The following is an 11,138-nucleotide window of genomic DNA, read 5'->3' as shown; positions in this document are numbered from 1 at the left end:
GCGCCCTCATAGTCCTCGCGCGCCATATGCGCGTCGACATGGCCGGAAACCGCTTCGATCACGCCGGCCAGCCCCTTTTCGGCCGGCTCGGCCAGGTGCGCGCGGTCGACCGGCCCGTCGAAGGTTTCCCCCCCGTCCTTCCTTTCCTCGGCGGCGAGGATGTTGAGCGCGCGCTTTGTGCCGGTGAGCAGGTTGGCGCCGACATCGCTTTCGATCAGCTTCTGCAACGCCTCGACCCTGCGCACGATGAGGAGGAGATCGTCGTCGCCCTCGCCGCGCACGGCGTCGATCAGATCGTGCCGCGCGCCCCTGTCGCGCAGATAGACTTTCAGCCGGTCGTGGAAGAAGGCGAGCAGATCCGCCGAAACGCCATGCGCGCCGAGCCGTAACCTGATCCCATTCTCCAGGAGGATACGGATCACGCCGAGCGCGGCCCTTCTGAGCGCGTAAGGGTCCTTGGAGCCGGTCGGCTTTTCGTCGATCGCCCAGAAACCGGTCAGCATGTCGAGCTTGTCGGCGAGCGCAACTGAAATGGCAATCGGATCGGCCGGCACGGTGTCGGTCGGCCCGAGGGGCTTGTAATGGTCCTCAATGGCAAGGCGGACCGAATGGTGCTCGCCCTGGCGTTCGGCGTAGATCGCGCCCATCGCGCCCTGCACTTCGGGGAACTCGCCGACGATCTGGGTCGTCAGGTCGGCCTTGGCCAGATGGGCGGCGCGGCGGGCGAGATGGCGCATGGCGCTGCCGGCAACCACATCCGCCAACTCTTCGGCCAGCGCGGCGATGCGCGCCACGCGCTCACCCTGCGTGCCGAGCCTTGCATGGAACGTCACGCCCAGATGGTCGAGCTTGGCCATGCGCTGGTCGAGCGGCTTTGCAAGGTCGAGATCGAACCTTTCGGCCGAGGGCCGGTATGTGTCGAGGTCCGGAAGGTCCGCATGATCGGTGCGCCAGAAGTGCAGCGCATCGGCAAGGCGCGCGCGCACGACCTTGGCGTTGCCGCGCGCGATCTCGGCCCCGCCATCGCCGGCGGCGATGTTGGCGACGAGGATGAAACGGTTGGTCAGGCCCGCCTCGCTCTCCAAGGCGCGGCAGACGAAGCATTTCTGGTTCGCCTTGATCGTCAGCCGGACCACCTCGTCGGGGATGTCGAGGAACTCGGCGTCGAATTCGCCCATCAGGACCACCGGCCATTCGACCAGTCCGGCCACCTCGTCGAGCAGCGCCTCGTCCTCGACCAGTTCGATGCCGTTGGCGAAAGCGAGATTGCGCGCGTCGGCGGCGATCATCTGCTTGCGCCGTTCTGCGTCGAGGATGACGAAGCGCTTTTCGAGTTCGGCGGCATAGTCGTCGAACCGGCGCACGGCGAACGGTTCGCCCGCGTGGAACCGGTGGCCGCGCGCGAGGTTGCCGGACCGGATGCCGTCGACCTCGAAATCGACGATGACCGGCTCCTCGGTCTCGGGGCCGAAGGTGCACAGGATCGATTGCAGCGGCCGCACCCAGCGCAGACTGCCCGGTTCGGCGGACGCAGCGCCCCAGCGCATCGATTTCGGCCAGGGAAAATCGCGGATGATCGGCGGCATCGCCTCGGCGACGATGTCTTCTGCGATTCGGCCCTGGCGCTTGATGAAGGCGACGAGAAAATCGCCCTTTCTGGGGTCGGACCGCACCTGGGCTTCGGCGACCGAGGCAAGCCCGGCGCCGCGCAGGAAGCCGGCGATCGCCTTTTCGGGCGCGTCGACGCGCGGACCCTTGCGCTCCTCGACAGTGTCGGCCGAGCGCGCGGTCAGCCCGCGCACGTCGAGCGTCAGCCGGCGCGGCGTGAAATATGCGCGCGCGCCCTCATAGGTCAGGCCCGCATCGACCAGCGCGCCGGTCACCGCCTCGCGAAGATGGGCGGCGGCGCGGCGCTGCATGCACGCGGGGATTTCCTCGCAGAAGAGTTCAAGGAGCAGGTCGGGCATCGGGAAACCGCTTTCGGCGAAAGGTGTCGCCGGCGGTGTTAGTCAAGGTCCCGACCGAACGCAATGTCATGGCCGTCCGGCTTGCGTGGGATGCCGCCTAAAGGGCGGCGTGACTGCCGTCGCAGAACGGTCGGCCTTCGGTCTGCTTGCAGGCGCAGAAGAACCTGGCGCCGTCCTCGTCCGCCACCCATCGCACCGGCGCGAAATCCGAGCCCCGATGACTTCCATCGCAGAAGGGCTGCTTGGCCGACTGGCCGCACGTGCACCAGAAATAGGCTTTGCCTCCCTGAACCTCGATGCGGATCGGGGCGGTCGCGGCAATGGCGCCTTTGGTCATGAATCGTCCTCCGGTTTGTCTTGGGCGCAGATCGCGCCGATTACCGGAGATAGGACAGGACAGCGCGACGAACAGGGCGATCGGCGCCTAACCGGCCCGAGCACCGCCGGCCTCGGTCCGCAGGAACGCCTCGCCGCAGGCTTTGGCAAGATCGCGCACGCGCAAGATGTAGCTCTGGCGCTCTGTGACCGAGATCACGCCGCGCGCGTCCAGAAGGTTGAAGGCGTGGCTCGCCTTGATGCACTGGTCGTAGGCGGGCAGGACGCATTCGTGCGCGCCCGCCCCGCCGCCCGGATCGCCCGCCTCCAAGAGCGCTCCGCACTCCCTTTCGGCATCCTCGAAATGGCGCATCAGCATGGCGGTGTCGGCATATTCGAAATTGTGCCGCGAATATTCCTGCTCGGCCTGCATGAACACCTCGCCATAGCTGATCCTGTCGTCGCCCTCGCCGCCGTTGAAGTTCAGATCGTAGACGCTGTCGACGTTCTGCACATACATGGCGAGCCGTTCGAGCCCATAGGTGAGTTCGCCCGAGACGGGCGCGCATTCGATGCCGCAGACCTGTTGGAAATAGGTGAACTGGGAGACCTCCATCCCGTCGCACCAGCACTCCCAGCCCAGCCCCCAGGCGCCCAGCGTCGGGCTTTCCCAATCGTCCTCGACGAAGCGCAGGTCGTGCAGGAGCGGGTCGATGCCGATCGCCCGCAAGGACCCCAGATAAAGGTCCTGAAGGTCCGGCGGCGAGGGTTTGATGATCACCTGATACTGGTAGTAGTGCTGAAGCCGGTTGGGGTTCTCGCCATAGCGGCCGTCGGTCGGCCGGCGCGAGGGCTGCACATAGGCCGCCTTCCAGGGGCGTGGGCCGAGCGAGCGCAGGGTCGTCGCCGGATGGAAGGTGCCGGCGCCGACCTCCATGTCATAGGGCTGAAGGATCGCGCAGCCCCGACGTGCCCAATAGTCATGCAGGGTCAGGATCAGCCCCTGGAAAGAGCGGGCCGGGTGTTGCGCGTCGAGCGTGGCGTGGGCGGTCATGGTCCGTCCGGGCTGTTTGCGGTCCGACGATGCCCTTGCATGCACGCGTGGAGCGGTCAAGCTGTGCCGGTTCGGGCCAGATCGCGGCAGTCCCGTCCGATTTCGCTAACCATTGCGCGCATCAGTCTTTCTTAACCGCGTTCCTTAGCGCTTGCTTGGTCGCAATAGGCTAGTGTGGGCGATGTCGAGAGGGCGAGACAAGCCGTCCGGCAAACAGGGAAAGAGGGATCGCAGGCGGCCGGAAGGCCCCGTGGCTCTCGGGATAGGCAGGCGAGGCGTCAACCATGAGCACGGGTGCACAACCGGCATGGGCGGGGCACGAGTTCCGGCTCGACCCGAGCCGGCTTCCGCAGGCGCTGTCCTATGCGGCGCGCGATGACGTGGGCGAAACCGAAATCACCGTCAACCGGCGCGGCGCGACGCTCAAGCGGACGCTGAAGCGGTCGGGACTGCCGCTGCACATCGCCCTGCCCGCGCGGGCCTTTCGCGGCGTCGCCGTGCGGGCGACCGAAACCGGTCCCGAACATGCGCTCGTCACGCTTGAGCTTCTGCACGAGGACGAACAGCTGTGCGTGCCGCTGAGCGTCGGCCACGATCTGCCGGCCATCGCCAGGGACTGGCAGAGCTGGTCCGAACTGCTCGATCTGCCGATGATGATGATCGACGCGGAGGGCGTCGTCCGGACGCTTGAGGAAAGCGCGCCCGCGCTTGCCACAGGCAAGGCCCGGGCGCGCCGCCCGCACGCCATGCTCGCAGAGCGGCGGCCGCGCTTTCTTGCCCGTCGCAGGCTCGGTCATCTCGGCGTCCGGCTTATGGTGCATGGCGAGGAGATCATCGCCCGCGATCCGCGCCTGTGAGACGCCTCACGACAGGATCGTCCAGACCGAACCGGCCACGAGGCCGCCCAGGATCAGCCATCCGACGACGGAGTTCGACTTGAACAGCGCAAGGCACTGGTCCGCGTCGTCGATGTCGAGCACGCGGATCTGGTTGGCCATATGGACGCCGGCGGCGATCAGGCCCGCATAGGCGATCATCGGTGCCTGCGTGCCCGCAAAGCTCGCGGCGAGCAGCAGCAGCATGCCGCCATAAAGAAAAAGAAGTGCCGGCCTGGTCCTTTCACCGAACAGGCGGGCGGTCGAGCGCACACCGACAAGCGCGTCATCCTCCTTGTCCTGATGGGCATAGATGGTGTCGTAGCCGATCGTCCACAGCACGCATCCCGCATAGAGCAGAAGAGGCGTCAAACCGAGCGCGCCGTGCACGGCGACCCAGCCCATCAAGGCGCCCCACGAAAATGCCAGACCCAGGAAGAGCTGCGGCCAATCGGTGAAGCGCTTGGCGAACGGATAGATCGCAACGACCGCCAGCGAGCCGAGCCCGATCCAGATCGCCGTCCAGTTGAACTGGATCAGCACCGCGAAGCCGACAAGCGCCTGCGCCACCAGGAACGTTTTGGCCTGGGTGCGCGTGACCTGCCCGGACGGCAGCGGGCGCGACCGGGTGCGCGCGACCCGGTCGTCGATCCTTTGGTCGACAAGGTCGTTGTAGGTGCAGCCGGCGCCGCGCATGGCGATCGCGCCGACCAGGAACAGGAGCATATGCCAGGGGTCGGGCAGGTGCGCGGTGACCGGCAGGCTCCGGGCGGCGTGGCCGAACGGGGCGAGCGCGGCGGCCCACCAGCACGGCCACAGCAGCAGCCACCAGCCGATCGGGCGGTCCCAGCGGGCAAGCTGGGCATAGGGCCAGGCGGCCCGCGGCAGCGCCCCGTAGACCCAGTGGCCGGACGGCGCATCGGCGACGCGCCCCTGGCGGGCTTTGGACTGGACCTCATCCATGGCAGCCTCGTGGCAACCCTGTGGGCAAAAATCAAGCGCCTTGCCGACCCCTTGACCCGCGCCACGGCGCCGCGTAGCGCCGAGCGGAGGGTCCTTGAGCGGAGGCGGACGGCCATGCGGGTGCTCCTGATCGGCGGCGGCGGCCGGGAACACGCGCTGGCCTTCAAGCTGGCGGCCTCGCCCGTTCTGACAGCGCTGATCTGCGCGCCGGGCAATCCGGGCACCGAGACGGTCGCAATCAATGCCAGGATCGACCTCGCAGACCATGGCGCGGTCGTCGATTTGTGCCGTGTCCAGAGCATCGACCTTGTCGTGGTGGGCCCGGAGGCGCCACTTGTGGCCGGCCTGGCGGACGACCTGCGCACAGCGGGCATCGCCGTGTTCGGGCCGTCGGCGGCGGCGGCGCGGCTTGAGGGCTCGAAGGGCTTCACCAAGGATCTGTGCGCGCGCCACGCCATTCCCACGGCCGCCTATCGGCGCTTCAACAACGCCCCGAAGGCGAAGATGCATGCGCGCCGCATGGGCGCGCCGCTCGTCGTCAAGGCCGACGGGCTCGCCGCCGGCAAGGGCGTCACGGTGGCAACGAGCCTCGACGAGGCGATGGCGGCGATCGACGATTGCTTCGAGGGCGCGTTCGGCGAGGCCGGCGCCGAAGTGGTGATCGAAGAGTTTCTCAGGGGCGAGGAGGTGAGCTTCTTTTGCCTGTGCGACGGCGCGACCGCCCTGCCCCTGACCTCCGCCCAGGACCACAAGCGCGTCGGCGACGGCGATACGGGCCCCAACACCGGCGGCATGGGCGCCTTTTCGCCCGCGCCGATCTTCGATGAGGCGATGCGGACGCGCGTGATGGCCGAGATCGTCGAGCCGACCCTGAAGGGGATGGCCGATATGGGCTGTCCGTTCACGGGCCTTCTTTATGCCGGGCTGATGGTCACCGCCGACGGGCCCAGGCTGATCGAATACAATGTCCGGTTCGGCGATCCGGAATGCCAGGTGCTGATGCCGCGCCTGCAAGACGACCTGCTGCCGCTGCTGAAGGCGGCCGCGGACGGCGCACTGGGTTCCATGCGCGCGCGATGGAGCGACAGGGCCGCGCTGACCGTGGTCATGTGCGCGCCGGGCTACCCCGCAGCGCCGCAAAAGGGATCGGTCATCGGCGGCCTCGACCAGGCCGAGGCGATGGACGGCGTCGTGGTCTTCCATGCCGGAACCGGGCGGCGGGGCGGCGATCTGGTCGCCGATGGCGGCCGGGTGCTGAACGTGACGGCGCTGGGCGCGACGGTCGGGGACGCGCAGGCGCGCGCCTATCGGGCGGTGCGGGCGATCGATTGGCCGGACGGCTTCTGCCGGTCCGACATTGGCTGGCGGGCGATCGAAAGGCAGGGGTGATCAGACCGTCATCGCCAGATGCGCACGGCCGTTGATCAGCGCATCGGCCTCGCCGGTGAAAGCGGTGCCCGTTCCGGCCGGATGCAGGACAAGCTGCGGCAGCAGGGCCAGGCGCGCCCGGCTGCCCTTGCTGCCCGCGACCAGCATTCGGATCGCCGGCGCATCGGGACGGGCGTGGACCGGCCGTATCGCGATGCCGCCGAACCGGCCCTCCATCGCGGCAAGGATCGCCGCGAGCATGGACGGCCGGGCGATCAGGCTCAGGCGGCCGCCCGGTCTTGCGATCGAGGCGGCGGTCCTGATCCATGCCGCAAGGGCTTGCCCGTCGATGACATGGGCGGCCGCACGGCCCGGCGCGGGCGTCCTGCGGTCGCGCGCATCGTTGAAGGGCGGATTGGCGATGACCGCGTCGAACCGGTCCGGCGGCAAGCCGGCGGCCGCACGCGCCGTGCCCGCCAGCGTGACATCGGCGTCGAGCAAGGTGGCGCGCGCCGAAAGGGCGTCGTTCTGGGGATGGTCGAGCGTGCGGCGGGCGCAGGCGAGCATCGTCGCATCGTTCTCGGCCAGCACGGCGCGGGCGTGCGGGCACCGGCCGAGAACGGCAAGGCCCGCCGCGCCGGCGCCCGCGCCCAGATCGGCCAGATGGCCGGCGAACCCGTCCGGGACCGTGGCGGCGAGCAGCATCGCATCGAGGCCGGCCCGGTGGTGGCCGGACCTTGGCTGGACCAGAACGAAACGGCCGCGATGGAAGGCGTCGACCGTCGCCGCGTCCGCCGTGTCAGACACGCAGCTCATGGCCAAGGCCCGCATCGCGCATGATTCGGCGCGCCTGGTCGATGCGGTCGCTCTCGACGAGGATGCGGCGCGGAATCGCCCCGATCGAGCCCTCCAGGATCGACATGGACTGGTCGGCGATCATCACGCCGATCCCCGCATCCCGCATCAGGGCCTCGACGAAGGACAGCGTCACCGCATCGTTGGATCGCATCAGCTCTTGCATGGCATCTGGTTACGCCGACGGCGCCGTGCGGGCAAGCGCCGGGTGCGACCATCGTGGGATGGGCCGTGCCAATTCGCCGCTTGCTGGCGAGCGGACGAAACCATAGTGTGCCGGCCAAAAAGGAGGGGTCAGATGGGTGTTGTGGTTTCCATCGACGAACCGGCCGGGACAAGTGGGATCGACGGGCTGGTCACGCTCGCAAGGCCGGGCATGGCGCGTGTCAACCGGCTCATCGTCGACAGGGCGGGCTCGGATGTCCAGATGATCCCCGAGGTCGCCAGCCACCTGATCAGTTCGGGCGGCAAGCGGCTTCGCCCGATGCTGACGATCGCCAGCGCCGAAATGTTCGGCTATCGGGGCGAAGGGCATGTCATGCTGGCGGCCAGCGTCGAGTTCATGCACACGGCGACGCTCCTGCACGACGATGTGGTGGACGAGAGCGACCGCCGCCGCTCCAAGCCCACGGCGCGGATGATCTGGGGCAATCAGGCGAGCGTCCTGGTCGGCGATTTCCTGCTCGGCCAGGCCTTCCGCATGATGGTCGACGTCGGCTCGATGGACGCGCTCGACGTCCTGTCGACGGCCTCGGCGATCATCGCCGAGGGCGAGGTCATGCAGCTCTCGGCCGCCAAGAAGCTCTCGACCACGGAGGACGACTATCTGGCCGTGATCAAGGCCAAGACGGCGGCGCTCTTTCTGGCGGCCTGCGAGGTCGGGCCGATCGTGGCGGACGCCGGCGCCGACCAGCGCGCCGCGCTCAGGTCCTACGGTCTCAATCTCGGCCTCGCCTTCCAGCTCGTCGACGACGTGCTCGATTATGGCGGCGACGCCAGCGACCTTGGCAAGAATGTCGGCGACGATTTCCGCGAGGGCAAGATCACCCTGCCCGTGCTGCTCGCCTATCGGCGCGGCTCGGACGCCGAGCGCACCTTCTGGCGCGAAAGCCTCGAAAAGGGCGACAATGGCGGAGAGCGGCTCCAGCATGCCCGCGCGCTGATGGCGCGGCACGGCGCGCTCGGCGATACGATCGGCCGGGCACGCCACTTCGGCGCGATCGCGCGCGACGCGCTGGCCCCCCTGCCCGCCACGCCCCACAAGGAAGCGCTGCTGGACGTCGTCGATTTCTGCATCTCAAGGCTGAACTGAGTTGCAAGGCCAAGGATGAGCAGGCACCGCCGCTCGGTTTTGCCGGCGCGACGATTGCCGCGCGGCCGCAAAAGGGCCATTGTGGCCGGACAATCGCTGCCCATGGACCTGACATTGCGCTCCCTGAAACGCCCGATCCGCCTTCCCCGACTGGCCGCCGCGAGCCTTCTTGCCGGCGCCGCGGCGCTGATGACGCCCATCGCGTCGGCATCGGCGTCGATCGATGCGGGCCATGCGCCCACGCGAACCTTCGCCGGCGCCTTCCTTGCGGGCAATGCGGCCCGTGAACACTATGATTTCGAGGCGGCGGCCCGCTTCTATGACCAGGCGCTGCGCTTCGATCCGGGCAATGACGGCCTGCGCCGCGACCTGATGGTCTCGCTCGTCACGGACGGGCAGGTCGAGGCGGCCATCCCCCATGCCAAGGCACTCAAGGACGATGCCGGTTCGGAACGGATCGCGCGCCTGCTGCTCGGCGTCGAGGCGATCGGCGACAGGCGCTATCTGGACGCCGCCCTGATGCTGGCGGCGGGCGCGGAAAACGATCTGGAACGGTTGATGTCGGCAATCCTGCGCGCCTGGGCGCTGCACGGCGCCGGCGAGACGGACCGCGCGCTCGCCCTGATCGACGGTCTGCGCGGCCCGGACTGGTACGCGCTCTTTGCAAACCATCACGGCGGCCAGATCGCCGATGCGGCCGGCCGGATCGACCAGGCCGAAGCCCGCTATCGCGCCGGCATCGAGGATGCCGCCGGCGCAAGCGCCTCGCCGCTGACCTATCTGCGCCTGGCCGATGCGTATGCGCGCTTTCTGGCGCGCAACGGCGATCTGGCCGAAGCGCGGGCGGTGATCGCGCGCGGGCTTGAAATCGCCCCCAACAATCCGGACATGCTGGCGACCGCAGCGATGATCGACACACCGGCCGGATCGCGCCATACGACCAACGCCGTGCACAAGGGCGCGGCCGAGATCCTGCTCAATCTGGGCTCGGCCATCAATCGCGACGGCGCCGAGGATTTCGCCGCGCTCTATATCGAAATGGGCCGGGCGCTCTGGCCCGACAATGCGCACATCCTGTTCGAGCTTGGCGGCATCGCCGAGGCGCTCGGGCAGACAGAAAAGGCGATCCGCTACTATGCCGGCATTCCCTCGGACGCACCGCTCGCCCACATCGCCGCACTGCAGCGCGGCCTTGCGCTGTCCGACATCGGCCGCAACGAGCAGGCCAAGGCGCAGTTGCGGGCGCTGATCGAGCAGAACCCAGACGATTTCCGCGGCTATCTGGCGCTGGGGGGCGTGCATTCCTCGCTGCGCGAGTTCGCCGAGGCCGCCGAGATCTACGAGCGGGCCATAGCGCGGCTGACGCTGGACGCGCCGCGCTTCTGGCAGTTGCACTACCGGCTCGGGATCGCCTATGAGCGCGCCGGTCGTTGGCCGGAGGCGGAGCGGCTGTTCCGGTACACGCTCGAACTGGTGCCCGACCAGCCCGACGTGCTCAACTATCTGGGCTATTCGTGGATCGACATGAACATGAACCTCGACGAGGGGATCGAGATGATCCGCACGGCGGTCGCGCAACGGCCCCAGGACGGCTACATCGTCGACTCGCTCGGCTGGGCCTACTACCGGCTGGGCGATTTCGAGAACGCGGTTATGCATCTGGAAAAGGCGACCGAACTCCGTCCGCGCGATTCGATCATCAACGACCATCTGGGCGACGCTTACTGGCGCGTCGGCCGCAAGCTGGAAGCGACCTATCAGTGGTCGCGCGCGCTTTCGATGGAAGGCGAGGACGAGGCGCTTGCCAAGATCCGCCGGAAGCTCGACAACGCCAATGCCGGCCGCGAGCCGCAAATCGCGACCAGCCGGGTCGATAATGGCACGACGGAACAGGCGCGCGATGCGACAAACGACAGCGGCGGCTGAGGGATGCAGGCTCCCCGGGCGATAAGCGCGCCGACCGGGCCGATCGGCGCGCTGGCGCCGGCCAAGGTCAATCTGTGCCTGCACGTCACCGGGCGCCGCCCCGACGGCTACCATCTTCTCGAAACGCTCGTGGTCTTCGCCGACGAGGCCGCCTCCGACCGCGTGAGCGCAGAACATGCCGGCCGCAATCGTTTCACGCTCGAAGGACCATGGGCGGACGAACTCGACGATGCCGACGACAACCTCGTCCTGCGGGCGCGCGACTGGCTGCAATCGCGGCTTCAATCGGCCTCTCCGGTCGCCATAAGGCTTGAAAAACGCCTTCCGGTCGCTTCGGGGATCGGTGGCGGATCGGCGGACGCGGGCGCCACCCTCAGGCTCTTGACGCGGCTTTGGGCAGCGCCCGACGCGCTGACGCCCCACGCGCGCGAAGCGATCTGCGCCGAACTGGGCGCCGACATCGCCATGTGGTCCATCCCGCTCGGGAGCGGGGGCGGCCCTTA

11 protein-coding genes are annotated in these 11,138 nt (G+C 68.3%); 5 read left to right on the top strand and 6 right to left on the bottom strand.

The genetic code is table 11. The features are described from left to right. The 3 genes from glyS to AC5E6L_RS10395 form a co-directional block, all read right to left on the bottom strand. A partial coding sequence (glyS, locus tag AC5E6L_RS10405) for a glycine--tRNA ligase subunit beta (protein ID WP_491773092.1) occupies positions 1-1,967 on the bottom strand: 1,967 nt, incomplete at its 3' end. A 97-nt stretch (positions 1,968-2,064) separates the two neighbouring features. Then, complete coding sequence (locus AC5E6L_RS10400) at positions 2,065-2,304, bottom strand: CDGSH iron-sulfur domain-containing protein (protein ID WP_491230240.1); 240 nt, start codon at positions 2,302-2,304, stop codon at positions 2,065-2,067. Between the two features lie 87 nt (positions 2,305-2,391). Then, complete coding sequence (locus AC5E6L_RS10395) at positions 2,392-3,336, bottom strand: glycine--tRNA ligase subunit alpha (protein ID WP_491773089.1); 945 nt, start codon at positions 3,334-3,336, stop codon at positions 2,392-2,394. A 284-nt stretch (positions 3,337-3,620) separates the two neighbouring features. Here AC5E6L_RS10395 and AC5E6L_RS10390 point away from each other — a divergent pair, with 284 nt between their 5' ends. Then, the gene (locus AC5E6L_RS10390) at positions 3,621-4,193 is read left to right on the top strand and encodes a DUF6101 family protein (RefSeq protein ID WP_491230238.1); all 573 of its coding nucleotides are present in this window, start codon (positions 3,621-3,623) and stop codon (positions 4,191-4,193) included. A 6-nt stretch (positions 4,194-4,199) separates the two neighbouring features. On the opposite strand, the gene ubiA is transcribed toward AC5E6L_RS10390, so the two are convergent. Continuing rightward, the gene (gene ubiA / locus AC5E6L_RS10385; RefSeq protein ID WP_491773087.1) at positions 4,200-5,174 is read right to left on the bottom strand and encodes a 4-hydroxybenzoate octaprenyltransferase; all 975 of its coding nucleotides are present in this window, start codon (positions 5,172-5,174) and stop codon (positions 4,200-4,202) included. A 114-nt stretch (positions 5,175-5,288) separates the two neighbouring features. On the opposite strand from ubiA, the gene purD reads away from it, so the two are divergent. Beyond that, positions 5,289-6,563, top strand: a complete 1,275-nt coding sequence (gene purD, locus AC5E6L_RS10380) for a phosphoribosylamine--glycine ligase (RefSeq protein ID WP_491773085.1) — start codon at positions 5,289-5,291, stop codon at positions 6,561-6,563. On the opposite strand, the gene AC5E6L_RS10375 is transcribed toward purD, so the two are convergent. Both AC5E6L_RS10375 and AC5E6L_RS10370 read right to left on the bottom strand, forming a co-directional pair. Beyond that, positions 6,564-7,358, bottom strand: coding sequence for a tRNA1(Val) (adenine(37)-N6)-methyltransferase (locus tag AC5E6L_RS10375; protein WP_491773083.1), 795 nt, complete (start codon positions 7,356-7,358; stop codon positions 6,564-6,566). Then, the gene (locus AC5E6L_RS10370) at positions 7,342-7,563 is read right to left on the bottom strand and encodes a putative signal transducing protein (RefSeq protein ID WP_491229109.1); all 222 of its coding nucleotides are present in this window, start codon (positions 7,561-7,563) and stop codon (positions 7,342-7,344) included. The genes AC5E6L_RS10375 and AC5E6L_RS10370 overlap by 17 nt, the downstream gene beginning before the upstream one ends. A gap of 132 nt (positions 7,564-7,695) precedes the next feature. Here AC5E6L_RS10370 and AC5E6L_RS10365 point away from each other — a divergent pair, with 132 nt between their 5' ends. The 3 genes from AC5E6L_RS10365 to AC5E6L_RS10355 all read left to right on the top strand — a co-directional run. After that, a complete protein-coding gene (locus tag AC5E6L_RS10365) occupies positions 7,696-8,709 on the top strand; it encodes a polyprenyl synthetase family protein (RefSeq protein ID WP_491773081.1) in 1,014 nt (337 codons plus the stop codon). Positions 8,710-8,811: 102 nt separating this feature from the next. Beyond that, positions 8,812-10,635: a tetratricopeptide repeat protein gene (locus tag AC5E6L_RS10360; protein WP_491229111.1), complete on the top strand. Its 1,824-nt coding sequence runs from the start codon at positions 8,812-8,814 to the stop codon at positions 10,633-10,635. A 3-nt stretch (positions 10,636-10,638) separates the two neighbouring features. Then, a partial coding sequence (locus tag AC5E6L_RS10355; RefSeq protein ID WP_491773078.1) for a GHMP family kinase ATP-binding protein occupies positions 10,639-11,138 on the top strand: 500 nt, incomplete at its 3' end.

The sequence above is a fragment of the Roseitalea sp. genome, from assembly GCF_984466335.1.
This window is presented reverse-complemented; position numbering and strand designations above follow the sequence as displayed.

Excerpts from the sequence above, each read along its gene's own strand:
- AC5E6L_RS10400 (WP_491230240.1), bottom strand. The coding sequence starts at position 2,304 with ATGACCAAAGGCGCCATTGCCGCGACCGCCCCGATCCGCATCGAGGTT.
- AC5E6L_RS10395 (WP_491773089.1), bottom strand. The coding sequence starts at position 3,336 with ATGACCGCCCACGCCACGCTCGACGCGCAACACCCGGCCCGCTCTTTC.
- AC5E6L_RS10390 (WP_491230238.1), top strand. The coding sequence starts at position 3,621 with ATGAGCACGGGTGCACAACCGGCATGGGCGGGGCACGAGTTCCGGCTC.
- ubiA (WP_491773087.1), bottom strand. The coding sequence starts at position 5,174 with ATGGATGAGGTCCAGTCCAAAGCCCGCCAGGGGCGCGTCGCCGATGCG.
- purD (WP_491773085.1), top strand. The coding sequence starts at position 5,289 with ATGCGGGTGCTCCTGATCGGCGGCGGCGGCCGGGAACACGCGCTGGCC.
- AC5E6L_RS10375 (WP_491773083.1), bottom strand. The coding sequence starts at position 7,358 with ATGAGCTGCGTGTCTGACACGGCGGACGCGGCGACGGTCGACGCCTTC.
- AC5E6L_RS10370 (WP_491229109.1), bottom strand. The coding sequence starts at position 7,563 with ATGCAAGAGCTGATGCGATCCAACGATGCGGTGACGCTGTCCTTCGTC.
- AC5E6L_RS10365 (WP_491773081.1), top strand. The coding sequence starts at position 7,696 with ATGGGTGTTGTGGTTTCCATCGACGAACCGGCCGGGACAAGTGGGATC.
- AC5E6L_RS10360 (WP_491229111.1), top strand. The coding sequence starts at position 8,812 with ATGGACCTGACATTGCGCTCCCTGAAACGCCCGATCCGCCTTCCCCGA.